The sequence below is a fragment of the Rhodococcus sp. ACS1 genome (genome assembly GCF_002300155.1).
Classification (GTDB): domain Bacteria; phylum Actinomycetota; class Actinomycetes; order Mycobacteriales; family Mycobacteriaceae; genus Rhodococcus_F; species Rhodococcus_F koreensis.
On sequence record NZ_NSDZ01000005.1, the window covers coordinates 991,645 to 1,012,059 of the forward strand.

Annotated in this window: 4 protein-coding genes; 3 read left to right on the top strand and 1 reads right to left on the bottom strand. The window is 69.8% G+C overall.

Going from position 1 to position 20,415, the window contains the following annotated elements:
• Window positions 1-31 precede the first annotated feature (31 nt).
• Window positions 32-967: a methionyl-tRNA formyltransferase gene (locus CJ179_RS25325; RefSeq protein WP_072947926.1), complete on the bottom strand. Its 936-nt coding sequence runs from the start codon at window positions 965-967 to the stop codon at window positions 32-34.
• Window positions 968-1,077: 110 nt separating this feature from the next.
• Here CJ179_RS25325 and CJ179_RS25330 point away from each other — a divergent pair, with 110 nt between their 5' ends.
• From CJ179_RS25330 to CJ179_RS25340, 3 genes are all read left to right on the top strand, one after another.
• Complete coding sequence (locus CJ179_RS25330; protein WP_015888572.1) at window positions 1,078-1,881, top strand: alpha/beta fold hydrolase; 804 nt, start codon at window positions 1,078-1,080, stop codon at window positions 1,879-1,881.
• Between the two features lie 79 nt (window positions 1,882-1,960).
• Window positions 1,961-3,160 carry a sensor domain-containing diguanylate cyclase gene (locus CJ179_RS25335; protein ID WP_095863245.1) on the top strand — a complete coding sequence of 400 codons (1,200 nt, stop codon included), beginning with the start codon at window positions 1,961-1,963 and terminating at the stop codon, window positions 3,158-3,160.
• Window positions 3,161-3,467: 307 nt separating this feature from the next.
• Window positions 3,468-20,273 (top strand): non-ribosomal peptide synthetase, encoded by a 16,806-nt coding sequence (locus tag CJ179_RS25340; protein ID WP_095863246.1) that lies wholly within the window; start codon window positions 3,468-3,470, stop codon window positions 20,271-20,273.
• Window positions 20,274-20,415: the final 142 nt, after the last annotated feature.

Below are 20,415 nucleotides of genomic sequence, written 5' to 3' on the forward strand. Positions count from 1 at the left end.
TAGCACCCACTACCAGAAAGGCGCACGGGCGTCAGCTGAGGTAGCCGCCGCCGTGGGGGAAGAAGTCGGTCCCGGCGAGTTCGGTGCCGTCGTCGAGGCGGACGCGCTGGATCTTCAGGCCCTTGTTCTGTCCGGTGCGGGCGTCGGGTCCGGCGACGATGACCATTCCGTCGCCTTCGTGGATGAAGACACGCCCGGGCGTTCCACCGTAATTTCCCTCGGATACGGCGGCCTTCAGAACCCGGACACGCTGACCCTTGAAATGGGTGAAGGCGTTCGGGTACGGGTCGGACTGCGCGCGGACGAGGCGTTCGATGGCGTCGGCGGGCCACGTCCAGTCGATGAGGCTGTCCTCGGGGGCACGCTTGTGGAAGAACGTGGCCTGCGAGCGGTCCTGCGGCGTCCAGTCCGTGCGACCGGACTCGATCAGTGCGAGCGCGTCGAGCGTGATCGGGCCGATCATGTCGACGGTGCGGTGGAACAGATCGGTGACGGTGTCCGTCGGCCCGACCCGCGTCGACCTCTGCAAAACGATGTCGCCGGCGTCGAGTTCCTCGTCCATCAGGTGCGCGGTGAGGCCGACTTCTTCCTCGCCGTTGATGAGCGCCCAGATGAGCGGGGAGAATCCTGTGTACTTGGGCAGGAGCGAATCGTGAATGTTGAGGGTGCCGTAGCGGGGAGAGTCGAAGACGTCCCGCGGCAGCCACGTGCGCCAGTTGTTGGCGACGACGATGTCCGGGTCGGCCTGCTTCAGGGCGGCCTTGAAGTTTTCGTCCGGCTTGGTGGCGATGTGCACGGGCACCCCGTGCTCGGTGGCCAGGTCGGCGACGGAGTCCGCCCACATCTGTTCGTAGACGTGATCGCTCTTGGGGTGGGTGATCGCGAGGACGACCTCATGGTCGGACTGGAGCAGGGCCTGCAGGGTACGGTGACCCCAGGTTTGATATCCGAGTGTGGCGACTCTCAACGCGGTCCTCCTGGACGAGCTTGTCGGTCAGCGCCGCTTTTGAGCGGCGGCGAAGCCAGCTTAGGCTATCCAATCTAGTTCGGTGAGACCGCCCAGGGAAGGAAGGCAAGATGACGATCGCCACGATCAACGGGATCCCCCTGAATTACCAGGTCAAGGGATCCGGCGATTTAGTGGTGCTCATCATGGGAACCGGAAGCCCGGGGCGGGTGTGGGATCTGCATCAGACCCCCGCGCTCGTCGACGCCGGCTACCGCGTCTGCACGTTCGACAACCGGGGCATCGCGCCGTCCGGTGAGAGCGTCGATGGGATCACCATGGACGACCTCGTCGCGGACACCGCGGGACTGATCGAGCACCTCGGTGGCGGACCGGCCCGTGTCGTCGGCACCTCGATGGGCGCCCGTGTCGCGCAGGAACTGGCACTGTCCCGCCCTGATCTCGTGCTCAAGGCGGCCTTCCTCGCCGGCCACGCCCGCATGGACTACTTCCAGCAGACCCTCACCGAGGGCGAGCGCGCCCTCCACGACAGCGGGGTCGAACTCCCCGCCAAGTACCGGGCCGCGGTGACCGCCGTGATGAACCTGTCGCCCGCGTCGCTCGTCGACCCGCACACGGCCCGCGACTGGCTCGACCTGTTCGAGTTCAGCGGCGGCCGGACGTCGGACGGTGTGCGCGCGCAGATGGAGATGGACCGCAGCTTCGACCGCAGGCAGGCCTACCGGGCGATCACCGCGCCGTGCCTGTCCGTCGGTTTCGCCGACGACAGGATGATTCCGCCGTACCTCTCGCGTGAGGTCGCCGAGGCGATCCCGTCGGCCCGGTACTACGAGATCCCCGACGTGGGGCACTACGGCTACCTCGAACAGCCCGAAGTGGTGAACAAGGTACTGCTCGAGTTCCTCGCCAACTGACCGGTGGCTGCCGCCACCGTTGTGAGTAGGGTGGATCTTCGAGTGGCTGGGGGGCGATCACGGTGACGGCGAGGACCTGATGGCGTTGGGCATTCCGCGCCTCGGGGTGGGCATCGTCCGGTACGACGTCGTGAACGGCACCTTGTGGTGGGACGAGAAGGCCGCCGCCATCTTCGGGGACGACGGTTCCCTGCCGCCGCTCGAATTGTGGCGGGAGCGCGTCCATTCCGAGGACATCGGCACGGTGCGCCGGATGTTCGAAGACACGGCCGGCTCGGTCGGCGCGGAATGCGTGTTCCGTATCGTGCTGACGGATCGGTCGACCCGGTACATCCTCACCCGCAGCATCGACGTCACCACCGATGCGTCCGGGGATCCCGTCGAGTTGACGGGGGTCGTCATCGAACTCGGACACGTCGCCGGCCGGGACGCCCAGCTCGCGTCTCTGCTCGACCGGGTGGGCCTGGGGTTCTTGGCGCTCGACGAGGACCTTCGGATCATCTACGTCAACTCCGTCTGCCTGCGGCACGTACGACGGTCGCGGGAGGAGTTGCTCGGCCGCGTCGTCACCGAGGTTCTCCCCGAAACGCAGGGCAGCTACTTCGACGCACTGTGCCGCAAGGTTCTCGCCACCGGGACTCAGCAGCAGACCCGGGTGGATTCGTTGTATCGGCCCGGGGCGACGATCGAGGTGACCGCCGCGGCCGACGCCGGCGCGCTGGTCGTGCATTTCCGGGATGTCACCGCGGAAGTCACCGCCCAGAAGCAGGCGGAGGAGGCGCATGCGCTGCTTCTGCACGAGGCCACGCACGACAGTCTCACCGGGCTGCTCAATCGCGCCGCCATCACGGAGCATCTGCAGCGCTTGTTCGAGCCCGGCGTGGGTCCGGCGGTCGCGTTGTTCCTCGACGTGGACGGGTTCAAGGAAGTCAACGACACCCGGGGCCATCGCGTCGGCGATTCCATCCTGCAGGCGGTGTCCGAGCATCTGCGGCACGCGATGCGGACGCCGTCCGCGGTGGGCAGACTCGGCGGCGACGAGTTCGTCGCGATCCTTCCGGACATCGACGAACTGGACGCCGACGACGTGGTCGACCGGATGCTCGCCTCGATCATGACGCCGATCGACGTCGGCGACGAACTGCTCGTCGTGACGATCAGTGTGGGGATGGCGCGCAGTACGTCGGCTCGCACGGTCGACGAGTTGCTCCATCACGCCGATATCGCCCTCTACGCCGCCAAGCGCCGGGGCGGGAACACCGCGGTCTGGCACGAATAGGTTTGCCGGGCGGCTGCGGTTGCTGGACGGCTGCCCCCGGAAACCGGCATCGCCCGGGCCTCCCGAGTGAACGAACGCACGGTATGTTTATGGGGCAAAACCCGACGTAGTGACCGCTTTGGCGCGGGGAATTCTGTTGGCAGTGCGGGGGACACGCGGCCGGGGAGATTGAACCGAAACTGCCGCCGTGATAACCATCGCCTGTGAACTTGCTGGCAACCGGCTTGTTGCTGGTGGGTAGCCTAACCTAAACTTCCTCGGGTGCCCGTCGTTGGACGGGCGCTCTCGACGGACGATCGGATCACCCATGTCTCCGGACCACTCGGCGGCTGCTCGCCTTCAGCATCTTTCGGCTGAGAGCGCTTCTTCCTCGATGGGCGCCAGTTCGACGCCTGTCGCGTTGCCGGTGACGGCCGCGCAGTCCGAGGTGTGGGTCGGGCAGCAGCTGAACCCGCGCAGCCCGGTCTACAACCTCTCGCTCGTCGTGGAGGTCGCGGGCCCGATCGATCTGGACCGGACGGTCGCGGCGATTCGGAAGACCGTCGCACGGGCCGACGCCCTGCACGTGCGCTTCGAGCGCGGTGAAGGCAACGAATTGCTCCAGGTGCCGACAGCGCCCGGCGAGTGGACCCTGAGCGTCGTCGACCTGCGCCGCGAAGAGGATCCCGAAGCGAGTGCGCGCGCGTGGATGGACCGCGACATGGAGACGGTCGTCGACATCGAGGGCGACGAACCGCTGTTCCGACACGCCCTGCTGCGCACCGGAGACGAGTCGGTGATCTGGTACCAGCGCTACCACCACAGCCTCATCGACGGGTACGGCATCACCCTGCTCGTGGCGGACGTCGTCCATCGATACGACCATCCGGAACTCGAGACGTCCACGGCGCCGTGGCCGCTCGACTCCCTCGTGGCGTCCGATCGCGACTACCGCGCCTCGGAGCGTTTCGAATCCGACCGCGACTTCTGGATCCGGCAGGTCGTCGACGCGCCGGAACCGCCCCGCCTGCTCCCGCAGGTCGTCGACCACTCCGGGACGCCGATCTCCGCCCTCGTCGAGATCGACGGGGACGACGCCGACGCGCTCTACGCCTTCGCCTCCGATGCCGGGATCCGGCGCACCCGGCTGCCGCTCGCCGCGGTCGTGGCATACATCCACCGGCTCACCGGCCGCCGCGACCTCACGTTGTCGCTGCCGATGACGGCGCGGGTCGGGCGCGAACTGCGCCGCATCCCGGGGATGTGCTCGACGATCCTGCCGCTCCGGGTGCAGGTGGATCCCGAGATGACGGTGGGTGAGCTCGCCACCCGCATCGACACGACGCTGATCTCGGTGCTGCGGCACGGGCGTTACCGCGGTGAGGACCTCGCCCGCGAACTGCGGTCGATCGACCCGGACCGCCAGATCTTCGGTCCCGGAATCAATTCCATGATGTTCGAGCATTCGCTGACGTTCGGCGGATTCCCGGCGTGGGTGCGCGGTTCGGCGACCGGACCGGTCCGCGACCTCGACTTCTCGATCCGCGGTGGGCAGGATTCGGAGCCCATCCAGATCGACCTCCGGGCCCCGGCCGGTCTCGGGGCCGAACTCGAGGAACACCACCGTCGGCTCGAGCACTTCGTCGGGCAGATCGTCGCCGACCCGGCGCAGCCCATCGCGTCGCTCGATCCGATGACCGCGGCCGAGCGCCGGCAGTTGCTGGTGGAGTTCAACGACACCGCGTCCCCGCAGGAATCCGTGACGGTCCCCGAACTGTTCCACGCCCAGGTGGCGCGGACGCCTGATGCCGAGGCCCTGATCGCCGGCGACGTCCGGCTCACCTACCGGGAGCTCGGGGAGCGGGTGGCGCAGCTGTCCCACCACCTCCTGGACCGCGGTGTCGGGTCGGAAACTGTTGTGGCGATCGGCCTTCCGCGCTCCACGGAAATGGTGATCGGACTGCTCGCCGTCATGTGCTCGGGTGGGGCGTTCGTGCCCCTGGACCCGTCGTGGCCGGAGGACCGCCGGACGTCGGTGCTCGCCGACGCCGGGGCCGCCCTCGTTCTCACCGGCCCCGGCGGGGTCACCGACGCGGGGGAGCGGGCCGTGCCCGTCGACCTCGTGGCGTGGGCGCACGCCGGGCAGCCGACCGAACCGCCCGCCGTGACCGTGCAGGGTGCGCGGCTGGCGTACGTCATCTTCACGTCGGGTTCGACGGGCAGGCCCAAGGGGGCCATGATCCGGCACGAGGCCGTCTGCGCGCGACTGCTGTGGCAGCGCGACGAGATCCTGGGATTCGGGCCTTCGGACGCGTCGCTGTTCAAGGCGCCGCTGTCTTTCGACATCTCCGTGAACGAGATCCTGCTGCCGCTGGTGGCGGGTGCCAGGCTGGTGGTGGCCGAGCCCGGCGGGGAACGGGACCCGCAGTATCTCCTGGACCTGATCGCGCGCGAGTCGGTGACGTTCGTCTACCTCGTGTCGTCGATGCTGGACGTGCTGCTCGACCTGTCCCGGGGCACGGACCGGATGTCGGCGCTGAAGCACGTGTGGTGCGGCGGTGAGGTTCTCACACCCCGGCTGTTCGAGAGGTTCCGAGCGCAACTGGCCATCACGATGTACCACGGCTACGGTCCGGCGGAGGCGACGATCGGGGTATCGCACGTGATCTACCGGGAGGACGCCGCGCGGATAGCGACGTCGATCGGGCGCCCGAACCCCAACACCCAGCTGTACGTGCTGGACGACCACCTGAACCCGGTGCCGCTCGGCACCGGCGGTGAACTGTACGCAGGCGGATTCCTCCTCGGGCGCGGCTATGTGGACGCACCGGAGCTGACGGCGTCCCGCTTCGTCGCCAACCCGTTCGCGGACGACGGTTCCCGGCTGTATCGGACCGGCGACCTCGCCCGGTGGGCGCCGGACGGCACCCTCGACTTCCTCGGCCGCGCCGACAACCAGGTGAAGATCCGGGGCATGCGGCTCGAACTCGAGGACGTCGAGGCGGGCATCGTGTCGCATCCCGCCGTCCGGCACAGCGCCGTCGTCGTGCGGCAAACACCGTCGGGTGCACGGTATCTCGCGGCCTACGTCGTGGCGAAGCAGGATTCGGTGCCGGACGTCGCGGAACTGCGGGTCTGGGCGTCGTCGAAGCTGCCGGAGTATATGGTGCCGTCGGCGTTCGTCGTCCTCGATCGGTTCCCGCTCACCCCCAACGGAAAATTGGACCGGCGGGCGCTGCCCGAGCCGGACCTCGGCGCGGCAGGCGAGAACGTCGCGCCCCGCACCGCCGCCGAGAAAACCCTGTGTGCGCTGATGGCCGGTGTCCTCGGGGTGGAATCGGTGGGCGTCACCGACGACTTCTTCGCGTTGGGCGGCGACAGCATCGTCGCGATCCAGCTGGTCAACCATGCTCGGCGGGAAGGGCTTTCGATCAGCCCACGGGAGATCTTCCAGCTCCGCACCGCCGAGGCGCTCGCCCGGGTCCAGGACGGCCGGACCGCGGCCGCCGTGGACTCCGACGACGTCGCCGTCGGTGACGTCCGCAGCACCCCGATCGTCGCGCGCACCGCCGAGAGGGGCGGCGAGATCGCCGCGTTCCACCAGTCGGTGCTGGTGCAGACTCCGGCGGCCCTCGACGAACCTGCCGCGAGGGCGGCTCTGGCGGCGGTGCTCGAGCGGCACGACGCCCTGCGCGCGACGCTGGTCCGTGGTAGCGGAAGCGGCCTCCGCCGCGGGGGTAACCGCTGGACACTCTCCGTGCCCGAACCGTCCCCGGCGGCGGTCGACGGAATCCTCCGGGTCGTCGAATTCGACGGCAGCGCCGAGCAACTCGACAGCGAGACCAGGGCGGCCGTCGCACGGCTCGACCCGGACGCGGGCACGATGCTGCAGGCCGTCCTCTTCTCCGCCGCCGAGGGGTCCGGCCGGTTGCTGCTGATCGGGCACCACCTCGTGGTCGACGGGGTGTCCTGGCGCATCATCCTCGAAGACCTCGCCCGCGCGGGCACCGCCGCGGCGGCCGGGGGCGTCCCCGAACTGCCTCCGGTCGGGACGTCGCTGCGCCGCTGGTCCGAATTGCTGGACGAGCACGCGAAGTCGGGCGCGTTCGACCACGAACTGCCGTTCTGGGCGGACGTCGCGGCCACTGCAGACCCGCTCCTCGGATCGCGTGCGCTCGATCCGGCCCTCGACCTCGCCGGTGACGCCGACACCCTCACGGTGACATTGTCTCCGGAGTTCACCGGGCCGCTGCTCTCCACCGTGCCCGCAGCGTTCCACGGCCACGTCAACGACGCGCTCCTCACCGGTTTCGCGGTGGCGCTGCAGAGGTGGCGGGACGGCGAACCCGGCCCCCTGCTCCTCGACGTCGAAGGGCACGGACGCGAGGAAGACCTCGTGCGCCGCACCGACGGACCCGCCCTCGACCTCTCCCGGACCGTCGGCTGGTTCACCACCGTCTACCCGGTGGTGCTCGACCCCGGTGCGGCCGCGGACGAGGCGGGCATCGCCGACGCACTGAAGGCGGTGAAGGACCAGTTGCGCCGCATCCCGGGTGCCGGGTTCGGTTACGGCGCCCTGCGCTACCTCGGCGTGCCGAAACCGGAACTCGGGCAGGCGCCGACACCCCAGGTGCTGTTCAACTACCTCGGACGGGTGACGTCCGCCGACGGCGCCGATTGGCTGCCGCGGGCGATGGGCGGCGCCGAAGACCCACGGACGCCGCTCGGACATGCCCTCGCGTTCGACGTGATCGCCGAGGACGGCGCCGACGGTCCGGTGCTGCGTACGACGCTGACGTGGGCTCCCGGTGTGCTCACCCGCGACGCCGTCCGGGCCCTCGCCGACGAGTGGACCGCGGTGCTGCGGGTGCTCGCCGGGGTCGATGGCCTCGGCGGTCACACGCCTTCGGACTTCCCGCTCGTCTCGCTGGCCCAGTCGGATGTGGACGCGCTGGCGGGGGCGGCCGACGTGCTGCCGCTGACACCGCTGCAGGAGGGCATCTACTTCCAGTCGGCTTTCGAGGACACCGGCACGGACCCCTACGTGGTGCAGCAGGTGATCGAACTGACCGGGCCCGTCGACGCCGCGGCGCTGCACCGCGGACTGCAGGCGGTCGTCGACCGGCACGCGGCCCTGCGCGTCGGTGTGCGGGCGGTGTCGGACGGCCGGGTGGTCCAGGTGGTCTGCGACGACGTCCGGGTGCCGATGGAGGTACTCGATCTCACCGGCGTCGCGGATCCGGCGCCGCGCGTGGAAGAGGTGCTGGCGGCGGACCGGGCGCGGGGCTTCGACTTCGCCCGCGGACCCCTGCTGCGCTACACGCTCGCGCGGGTGGAACCCGGGGCGAGCGAAGCGACGGGGGATGTGCCGCAGAAGTTTCTTCTGCTGCAGTCGATTCACCACATCGTCGCCGACGGGTGGTCGGTGCCGGTGATGTTGCGGGAGCTGATGGCGCTGTACAGCGTCGAGGGGACGCCGCAGGCGCTGCCGATGCCGACGCCCTACCGGAACTACCTCGAATGGCTGGGGACGCGGGACCGTCAGGCGTCGCTCGCGGTGTGGCGGGAGGCGCTCGCAGACGCTCCCGAGCCGGTGGAACTCCCGACGTCCACGACGAAGGGGGAGTCCGGGATCCGCAGTGTCCGGGTGGCGCTGCCGTCGGAAGACACCGCCGCCCTCACCGCGGTGGGCCGGGCCCGCGGACTGACGCTCAGCACGCTGGTGCACGGCACGTGGGGCCTGGTCCTCGGCCGCCTCACCGGCCGCGAGGACGTGCTGTTCGGTTCGACGGTGTCGGGCCGCGGCGGCGACCTGCCCGGCATCGAGACCATGGTCGGCCTGTTCATCAACACCGTTCCCACCCGGCTGCGGTACCGGGCCACCGACACGGTGGCCGGGACCCTCGCCCGGTGGCAGCACGAGCAGTCGACGCTGCTCGACCACCAGTACCTCGGACTGGCCGAGCTGCGCCGGGAAGCGGGACTGCAGAACCTGTTCGAGACGCTGGTCGTGTTCGAGAACTATCCGCTCGGCGACGGCGCGGTCGCGGATCCCACGGGTGCGGTGCAGTTGACCGGCATCCGTTTCGACGAGCATCCGCCGTACGCGATGACGCTGATCGTGGTGCCCGGTGACGCGCTGACGCTCGAGCTGAAGTACGACGCCGCCCGCGTCGATGCGGCGACCGCCACCCGGTTCGCGGAGTCGACGATCGCCTATCTCGCCGAGCTGACCCGGGACGTCGACCAGACCGTGTCCGCCGTCCCGCTGGCGTCGCGGGAGCCGATCGCGGCCGCACTGCGCGACGTCGACGTGGAGTTCCCCGACACGACGGTGACGGCCCTGCTCGAGGAGCAGGCCGAGCGCACACCGGACGCGGTCGCCGTCGTGTTCGAGGACGACCACCTCACGTACGCGGAACTGCACGCGCGCGCCAACCGCCTCGCCCGGCTGCTCGTCGAGCGTGGGGTGGCGCCCGAGTCGAAGGTCGCAGTGGCACTGCCGCGTTCGCTGGATCTGATGGTGGCGCTGCTCGCGGTCGGGAAGGCGGGCGGCGCGTACGTTCCGCTCGACACCGGGTACCCCGCGGACCGGCTGACGTACATGCTGGCCGACGCGCAGCCGGTGTGCGTGCTCACGGACGGCACCGTGGCGTTTGCCGGGTCCGGCGTCCCGGAGGTCTGGGTGTCCGACGCCGACCGGTACTCGCCCGAGCCGCTGACCGGTGTCCCGCTCGCACCGCGGCACCCGGCCTACGTGATCTACACGTCGGGCTCGACGGGACGGCCCAAGGGGGTCGTCGTGCCGCACGCCGGCATCGTCAACCGCCTGCTGTGGGTTCAGCGGTTCCGCCCGATCACCTCTTCGGACAACGTGTTCCAGAAGACACCGTCCAGCTTCGACGTGTCGGTGCTGGAATTCTTCGGACCACTCCTCGCCGGGGCGACGCTCGTGCTGGCCCGGCCGGACGGTCACAAGGATCCGGCGTACCTCGCCGACGTCATCGTGCGGCAGTCGATCACGCGCGTGCACTTCGTGCCCTCGATGCTCGAGGTGTTCCTCGCCGAGCCGGCCGCCGCCCGGTGCACCGGTCTGCGGATCATCTCGTGCAGCGGTGAGGCGCTGCCCGTGGCGTCCGCGCGGCGCGTCGCCGAACTCCTGCCCGGGGTGGAACTCGACAACCTCTACGGTCCCACCGAGGCGTCGGTCGACGTCAGCTATGCCGCGTCCGTTCAAGGAATCGACGCGGCCGCGCCGTCCGTGCCGATCGGTCTGCCGACGTCCAACACCGGACTCTACGTGCTCGACCGGTACCTGCAGCCCGTGCCCGCGGGCGCCGCCGGTGAGCTCTATCTGTCCGGGCCGCAGCTGGCCCGCGGCTACCTGGGCAGGCCCGGGTTGAGCGCGGAGCGCTTCGTCGCCGACCCGTTCTCCCGCGCCGGGACCCGCATGTACCGGACCGGTGACGTCGCACGGGTCGACGCGGACGGTGCCGTCGAGTACCTCGGCCGGATCGACGATCAGGTGAAGCTTCGCGGCTTCCGGATCGAACTGGGCGAGATCGAAGCCCAGATGGCCGCCTGCCCCGGCGTGCGGCAGGCCGCCGCCGTCGTGCGCTCGGACCGGCCCGGTCGGCAACAGCTGGTCGGGTACGTCGTCGGGGACGCCGATCTCGACGACGTCCGTGCGCGCCTGGCCTCGGCGCTGCCGGAGTTCATGGTGCCCGTCGCGTTCGTGAACGTGGCGGAATTCCCGCTCGGCCCCAGCGGCAAGCTGAACCGCAAAGCCCTTCCCGCACCGGACTTCTCCGCGCACATGACTTCGGCGCAGGCGAGCTCCGGGCCGGTCGTGGCGAGCGGCTCAGCGGCTGTGCTCGCCGCCCACTACGCCGAGGTTCTCGGTCTCGGGACCGTCGGCGTGGACGACGACTTCTTCGCTCTCGGCGGAGACAGCATCCTCGCCATCCGCCTGGTGAATCTCGCTCGCCGGGAGGGGATCACCGTCACCCCACGGCAGATTTTCGAAGAACGGACGCCGGCCGCGCTCGCGCGACTGGTCGCGGCCACGGCCGTCCCGCAGACGCCGCGGGTGGAGGAGTCGGGCATCGGCGTTCTGCCGCCGCTGCCCGTCGTCCACCGGCTGTCCGAGTGGAGTGGCAGCAAGAACCGCTTCAACCAGGCAGTTCTGCTGCACACACCGGCCGGTACCACCGGTGCCGTCCTCACGTCGGCCCTGAATTCGGTGATCGCTCACCACGACGGCCTGCGGCAGACGCTCACCCGGCACGCACCGGGCGTGTGGTCGCTCGAGATCGCCGCCACCGCCGAGGTGACATTGCGCCGCGTCGACGTCACCGGACTCGACGCCGACGCGCTGCGCGAGACGGTGGCAGGCGAATCCGACGCCGCCACCGACCGGTTGAACCCCGACGACGGCACCATGCTGTCGGCGGTGTGGTTCGACGCCGGCCCGCAGGAACTGGGCAGGCTGCTGCTCGTCGCGCACCACCTGGTGATCGACGGGGTGTCGTGGCGGACCCTGATCGAGGACCTCGCCATGGCGTGGGTGGCCGCCGACAGCGGCGAGAACGCGGCACTCGACCCGGTGCCCACGTCGCTGCGCGGATTCGCCCGCATCGTTACCGAGCAGGCGCAGGAACCGGCCCGCCTGGCCGAACTCGACCACTGGCTGCGGGTCACCGAACCCGGCGCCGACCTGGTGCCCGGCACCGACGGGCATGCCGTCGTGAGCAGCGGCGCCCGGCGGACGGTCCGCCTGGACCGGCAACTGACGACGGCCCTGCTGACCACCGTGCCCGCCGTCGTCGGCGCGGACGTCACCGACGTGCTGCTCGCGGCGCTGCGACTGTCGGCCGACCGTTGGCTCGCCGAGCGCGGACGCGAGAACGACCTGCTGGTCGACCTCGAGCGGCACGGGCGCGAAGAACTCGCCGAAGGCGTTGATCTCTCCCGCACGGTCGGCTGGCTCACTAACGTCACCCCCGTCCGGTTGCGCAGCCGGACGGGCGCATTCGACACGCTCAAGGACGTCAAGGAACAGTTGCGCGGCGCGCCCGACGGCGGCATCGGCTACGGCATGCTGCGGTACGTCAACGCGCGCACCGCCGGTCTCCTCGCGGCACGGTCCGAATCGCAGGTGCTGTTCAACTACCTGGGCCGCATGCCGCACGTCGCGCCCGGGCCCTGGACTCCCGCGGTCGAATCCGTTTTCCTGGCAACCGATCCCGACGCCGACCTCGGCGGTCCGTACCGGCTGGTGATCAACGCGCTGTGCGAGGAATCCGCAGAGGGCACCGAACTGCAGGCCGTGTTCGCCTGGTCGGACGCCGACCTGAGCGAGGTCGACACCGTCGCGTTGAGCGACGGCTGGGTGGCCGCCCTTCGTGAACTCGCCGACGCCGCCGCAGCACACGACGGACCGGCGATGCTCACGCCGTCCGACCTGCCGCTCGTGACGCTGACGCAGGACGAGATCGACCGGATCGTCCAGACGAGCCCGAGCGGGGTCGACACGGTGCTGCCGCTGTCGCCACTGCAGGAGGGCCTGTACTTCCAGGCCGGGTTCGACTCCGGCACCGACATCTACACGGCACAGTTCTCCCTCGACTTCGAGCACCGCCTCGACACCGATCGGCTCGCCGCCGCGCTGCGGACCCTGCAGCGCCGCAACCCCACGCTGCGAGCGGGATTCGTCAGCGCGGGCCTGCCCGCGCCGGTGCAGTTCTTCGGCACCGGACTGGACGTGCCCGTCGCCGAGTTCGACCTGCGCGAACTCGACGAGACCGAACGCGACTCCTACGCCGCACAATTGACGGCGCAGGACCGGCTGACACCGTTCGACCTGACCGCCCCGCCGCTGTGGCGGGCAATGGTGTTGCGACTCGGTGATTCCCACGACCGACTGGTGATCAACCGGCAGTTCCTGCTGTGGGACGGATGGTCCAACGGTCTCGTCGTCAGCCAGCTGCTCGCCCTGTACGAATCGGGCGGCGACGACACCGGGTTCGCCGCCCCGGAAGGGTCCTTCGAGGACTACCTGCAGTGGCTGGCCACCCGGGACGCGGACGCCGCACAGTCGGCGTGGACCGACGCCCTCGCCGGGCTCGACGAGCCGACACTGCTCGCCGCGACGATCACCGGGGAGCCGGAGCCACCGCAGCGCCGGGACGCGGTGCTGTCCGAGGACCTGAGCGAACGGCTCCGGGCCGGTGCCCGCGGCGCCGGTGTCACGTTCAACGCGGTGCTGAACGCCGCGCTGGCGGTCGTACTCGGCATCGAGACGGGACGCCGCGACCTCGTGTTCGGCACCACCGTGGCCGGACGGCCACCGGAGGTCCCGGGCATCGACGCGGTGACGGGCATGTTCCTCAACACCGTCCCCGTCCGGACGACACTGCGCGCCGACGAGACCGTCGCCGACCTGCTGCGGCGAATCCAGTCCGAGCGGTTGGCGCTGACCCCGTACGACTACCTCGGGCTCGCCTCCATCCAGCGGGTCTCCGAGCACCGGCAACTGTTCGACGTGCTCTACGTGCTGCAGAACTTCGTGGACGAGAAGCAGGTGTCGGCGCTCAACGCGGCGCACGACATCAGCGGTGGCGACAGCATCGACCACACGCACTACCCGGTCACGGTCGTCGTGACACCCGGCGTGAGCGTGAAGGTGAAGTTCGAGTTCCACCCGGAGAAGATCTCGGAGTCGCGGGTCGAACGCATGCTGTCGCGGTACGTGACCGTGCTCGAGGAGTGGTCCACGGACCTGTCGGGCATGGTCGGCGGAATCGCCGGTGCCGCAACACCCGTGCCGATCCAGCCGAAAGCCCTGCCCGACGCGACCATCGCCGACCTGTTCGCCGACGCGGCGCTCGTCCGTCCCGACGAGACGGCCCTCGTGTTCGGGGACCGCGCCGTGAGCTACGCCGAACTCGACGCCGACGTGAACCGGATGGCCCGGCTGCTGCTGGGCCGCGGCGCGGGACCGGAACGGATCGTCGCGCTCGCACTGCCGCGGACGGTGGAGATGGTGGTGGCGCTGTTCGCCGTCCTGCGCACCGGATCCGCGTACCTGCCGCTCGAACTGGACCATCCGGCCGAGCGCCTCGTCGCGATGCTCGACGACGCCCGGCCGACGGTCATGGTCACCACGTCGGACGTCGCCGGGACGCTCGCCGCGGCCACCGTCGACACGCTGGCCGTCGACACCCTCGACTTCGGCGCGGTCGCGTCCGCACCGCTGTCGGAGGCCGAACTCGGCGGTTTCGCGCCCGGAACCCCGGGGCGCCTGGACCATCCGGCGTACGTCATCTACACGTCCGGGTCCACGGGCAAGCCGAAGGGCGTCGTCACCCCGTACCGCGGACTGACCAACATGCAGTTCAACCATCGCGAGGCGATCTTCGAACCGGTCGTCGCCGCGGCGGGCGGTCGGCGACTGCGGATCGCGCACACCGTGTCGTTCGCGTTCGACATGTCGTGGGAGGAACTGCTGTGGCTGGTCGAAGGACACGAGGTCCACATCTGCGACGAGAACCTGCGGCGTGACGCGGAGGCGCTCGTCGCCTACTGCGACACCCACGAAATCGACGTCGTCAACGTGACACCGACGTACGCGCAGCACCTGATCGAGGAGGGTCTGCTCGACGACGGTCCGGGGCGGCACCGGCCGCCGCTCGTACTCCTCGGCGGCGAGGCGGTGCCGGATTCGGTGTGGAACCGGTTGCGCGACACGGACGGAACGTGCGGGTACAACCTGTACGGTCCCACCGAGTACACCATCAACACGCTCGGTGCCGGCACCGCCGACAGCGCGACGCCCACCGTCGGCACACCGATCTGGAACACGTCCGCCTATGTGCTGGACGCCTGGTTGCGTCCGGTTCCGGACGGCGTTCCCGGTGAGCTGTACATCTCCGGGGTGGGGTTGGCCCGCGGCTACCTCGACCGGTTCGCGTTGACGGCGGAGCGTTTCGTCGCCGACCCGTTCCGTCAATCCGTACGTATGTATCGGACGGGTGACCTCGTGCGCCGGCGTGACGACGGGAACCTCGACTTCCTGGGCCGCACGGACGATCAGGTGAAGATCCGCGGTCACCGGGTGGAACTCGGCGAAATCGCCTCGGCGCTCGAAGCGCTGGACGGCGTGCGCCAGGCGGCGGTCGTCGTCGACTCGGGGCCGGGCGGGTTCAAGCGGCTCGTCGGCTACGCCGTACCCGTGAGTACTTATCAACCGCCGGACGTTAACAAGTACTCACAGGCGCTGCGCGCAACGTTGCCGGACTACATGGTGCCCGCCGCGGTCATCGAGGTCGACAGGCTGCCGATGACGGTCAACGGCAAACTCGACGTCAAGGCGCTGCCGTCCGCGGACGACGTGCTCGGCCGGAGCGGCGGTGCGCGCACCGAACCCCGCACCGACACCGAACGGGTGCTGTCCGAATTGTTCGGCGAGATCCTCGGCGTTCCCGCCCCCGGGGTCGACGACGACTTCTTCGACCTCGGCGGTCACTCGCTGCTCGCCACCAGGCTGATCAGCCGGGCACGGGCCGCGCTCGACACCGACCTCACCATGCGCGACCTGTTCGAGGCGCCGACGGTGGCCGAACTCGCCACCCGGATCGGCGACGACACCGCGTCGACGCGTCCGGTGCTGGCGGCCAGGCCACGGCCCGAGCATCTGCCGCTCTCCGCTGCGCAGCAACGCCTCTGGCTCCTGCAGCAGATGGAAGGGGCGTCGGTTCAGGATGGGGCGGGCCCCGCCGTCGCCTACAACTTCCCGATCGTCCTGCGACTGCGGGACGCACTCGACCCGGAGGTGTTCGAGCAGGCGCTGACCGACGTGGTGTCGCGGCACGAGTCGCTGCGCACCGTGTTCGGGGAGCACGACGGGGAACCCGTGCAGGTGATCCTGGACGACGTCCGCCCCGACGTCGCGGTCGTGGACGGCACCGGGGCCGATCTGGTCCGGCTCGTCACCGAGACCGTCGGCCGGCCGTTCGACCTGGCCACCGAGATCCCGGTGCGCGCGAGCCTCATCCGGGTCGGCGACGAGCAGGTGCTGGCGATCGTGCTGCACCACATCGCAACCGACGAGTGGTCGGACCGGCCGTTCCTGCGGGACCTGATGACGGCGTACGCCGCTCGCGCGCAGGGTTCGGCACCGGGCTGGGAGCCGCTCGACGTCCAGTACGCCGATTACACGCTGTGGCAGCGCGACGTCCTGGGTGACCCGCAGGAGAAGTCCAGCCTCGTCAGCCGTCAACTCGACTACTGGGCGAAGACCCTCGACGGGGCGCCGGAGGAGTTGGTGCTCCCCGCCGACCGCACCCGGCCGGCGCGGCCCAGCTTCGCGGGCGGCGCCATCGAGGCGACGCTCGACGCCGCGACGACGCGGGCGCTCCGTTCGCTCGCGCGGACGTCGGGGACCAGCATGTTCATGGTGCTGCACGCGGCGTCGGCGGCGTTGCTGCACCGTCTCGGCGCGGGCGACGATCTGCCGATCGGGGCACCGGTCGCCGGCCGCAGCGAACAGGGCCTCGACGACCTGATCGGGTTCTTCGTCAACACCGTGGTGCTGCGGACGGACGTGTCGGGCAACCCCACGTTCGACCAGCTGCTGGCCCGGGTCCGCGACACCGACCTGGCGGCCTTCTCGCACTCGGACGTTCCGTTCGAAACCGTTGTGGAGAAGGTGAATCCGGCGCGGACGCTGGCCCGGAACCCGCTGTTCCAGGTGATGGTCGGCTACCACAGCCGGACGTCCGATTCGGCGCAGGCCGCCGGATCGGCCCTCACCCCGGTGGTGTTCGAGGAACGCACGGCCAAGTTCGACCTGGTGTTCAACTTCACCGAGTACCTCGACGACGACCGGGTCGAACTGCGCCTCGAATACGGTTCGGACCTGTTCGACAAGGCCACCGCGGAGAAGATCGCGCGCAGGCAGGTCGAGGTGCTCGGCGCCGTCGCGTCCGACTCGGGGCGCGCCATCGGCGACCTCGACGTGTTCCTCGGCGACGAACGTGAACTGGTGGTGCACGGGTTCAACGACACCGCACAGCCGGTGGCGGAGGAGACGTTCTACGAGGCGTTCGCGCGCCACGTCGCCGCGACCCCCGACGCTGTGGCCGTCGTCGACGCCGCGGGCGAGGTGACGTATGCGGAGCTGAGTGCCCGCGCCGACCGGATCGCCGCGCTGCTGCATCGCCGCGGCGTCTCGGCCGAAGACGTTGTGGGTCTCGCGGTCCCGAGGTCTTCGCAGATGGTGGCGGTCGTGCTCGGGGTGCTGAAGCTCGGGGCGGCGTACCTGCCGCTCGACCTGAACCACCCGTCCGACCGCATCTCCTACATGCTCGCCGACTCCGCGGCGCGGGTGCTGGCGACCACGGTGGGGGAGAGCCCGCGCATCGCGGAGGCCGACGGCCTCGTTCGCGTTCTGCTCGACGACGAGTCCGTCGTCACGGAGCTCGAGGCCGGGTTCGACGGACCGGTGCCGCAGCCCCCGCGGGGCCTGAACCATGCCGCGTACGTCATCTACACGTCGGGCTCCACCGGTAAACCCAAGGGCGCGATCCTCACTCACGACGGGATCTCCAGCCTCGTCGCCACCGCCGAACAGCGGATGAAACTCGTCCCGGGCTCGGTGGTGATGCAGTTCGCGTCGATCGGATTCGACGTGGCGGTCTTCGAGTTGTCGATGGCGCTCTGCACGGGCTCCCGTGTGGTGATCGTGCCCGACGAGTCCCGCGTCGCCGGACCGGAACTCACCGATTTCATGGCCGCGCATTCCGTGACGCACGCGATCATTCCGCCGTCCCTGCTGGCGGCGCTGCCGTCCGGATGCGACGTCCCCGAGGGATGTACCGTGCTGGTGGGCACGGAGACCGTGCCGCCGGAACTGATCGGACGGTGGGCGGAGCGGCTCAACCTGCTGGCCGCCTACGGTCTCACCGAGGCCACCGTCAACAACACGTTGTGGCAGGCGGAGCCCGGGTGGAACTCCGCTGTGCCGATCGGCATCCCGGACCCCAACGAACAGGCGTACGTCCTCGACGACCGCCTGCAGCCGGTGCCGCCGGGGGTGGCGGGCGAGTTGTACATCGCCGGCCGCGGACTGGCGCGCGGATATCTCGGCAGGCCCGACCTCACGTCGGTCCGGTTCGTGCCCAGCCCCTTCGGCGACGCGGGCACCCGCATGTACCGGACCGGTGACCGGGCGCGCTGGCGGGCCGACGGCAACATCGACTTCCTCGGACGCGTCGACGACCAGGTGAAGATCCGTGGGTTCCGCATCGAACTCGGCGAGATCATCGCGGCCCTCGGAAGCCATCCGGCCGTGAAGCAGTCGGCGGTCGTCGCCGATCGGTCCGGCGACATCGTCCGCCTCGTCGGCTACGTCACCCCGGCCGACGGGCACGGGGCCGGGCAGATCGATCCGCAAGCAGTGCGGGAACACGCCGCCGCGCGCTTGCCCGACTACATGGTGCCGACTCTCGTGGTCGTGCTGGACGGCGAACTTCCGTTGACCCCCAACGGGAAACTCGACCGCAAGGCGCTGCCGCTGCCGGACTGGTCGGCCCTGACCGGGGACGGCACTCCGCAGACGCCGGAGCAGAAGGAGATCGCCGCAGCGTTCGCCGAGATCCTGCACCTGCCGTCGGTCGGCATCCACGACAACTTCTTCGACCTCGGTGGTAACTCCATGGCGTCGATGCGGCTGGTGGGCCGGATCCGTGGGCGGTTCGCCGTCGACATCGGCATCCGGGACGTGTTCGACAGTTCCACGGTGGCCGAACTCTCCGCGATCGTCGCGGCGGCCGCGTCCACCGGCAGGCCGGTGCTGACGGCGTCGGACCCCCGGCCCGAGACGCTTCCGCTGTCCGGGCCGCAACGCAGGTTCTGGAAGCAGTTCCGGGCGGCGGGCGCCGACGCCCGCGCCAGTCACGCACTGTCGCTGCAGCTTCGCGACACCGTCGACCCCGAGATCCTGGCGCAGGCTCTCGACGACGTCACGACGCGGCACGAACCGCTGCGCACCGTGTACGTCGAGGTCGGGGACACCGTGTTCGCCCAGGAGGCGGTGCGGCCCGCCCTCGAACTCGTCGACGTCGACGACGGGGACGTGCACCGCACGGTCTTCGAGTTGGCGCAGGCACCCCTCGACCTCACCGAGCACGCACCGCTGCGGGTGCATCTGGTGACCGGTGCGGACGGCACCCAGGCGCTGCTCCTCGCGATGCACTACATCGCCGTCGATGAATGGTCCGTGGTGCCGTTGCTCGGTGACCTGATGGGCGCATACGCCGCCCGCTCACACGGCGGCGAACCCGAATGGGACCCGCTGCCCGTCGGATACGCCGACTACGTGGTGTGGTCGCAGGCACTCGCCGGCGATCCCGGGGACCCGGACAGCCGCCGGTCCCGTCAGCTCGCGTACTGGCGCGAGACGCTGGACGGGATGCCGTCCCGGCTCGAACTTCCCGCCCCGGGCATTCGCGGACCGCGGACGGCGGAGATCGTGCCCGTCGAGATCGACGCGGAACTGCACAGCGCGGTCACGAAGTTCGCGAGCGACACGGGCACCAGCCTGTTCATGGTGTTGCAGGCGGCGCTCGCGACCGTGCTGACCCGGCACGGCGCCGGCACGGACATCCCGCTGGGGTCGCTCGTCGCGGGACGCACCGAGGAGACGCTGGACGCGCTCGTCGGCTGCTTCTTCAATATCGTTCTGCTGCGAACGGATACGAGTGGTGATCCCGATCCCGTGGAGTTGCTGCAGCGTATCCGCGCTGGAAATCTCGACGCGCTGGACAACCAGGACGTGGCCTTCGCCGACGTGGTGGAGGCGCTCGGCGACACGCCGGTGCTTCGTCCGCAGGTCATGATCGTTCATCACGAGCAGGCCAGGCTCGGTCACCTCGACGCGCTGGGCGGCTTCATGCCGGTGCCGGTGGGTGTGCCGGATTCGGATCTGACGCTGAGCTTCTACGAGCCGATCGGCGGCGGACCCGTCCACGCATATTTCTCTTTCTCCTCGGATGTGCTGGATGCCGAGGAGGTCCGTGGCTGGGCGTCGGAGTTGTCGGCGCTGGTCACCGCATGGGCGCAAGGCGTCCGATGATCAAGAGTGATCTAGATCGCAGTTCTGGGGCGGACTTCGCCGCCTCGGGGGCCGGAAGTGCTTGGTACTGTGCTCGAAATAAGGATAGGCTTCACTATCTTGCCGGAAGACAGACGGCGGCTGGGTCGGGTGCGGCGCGGCG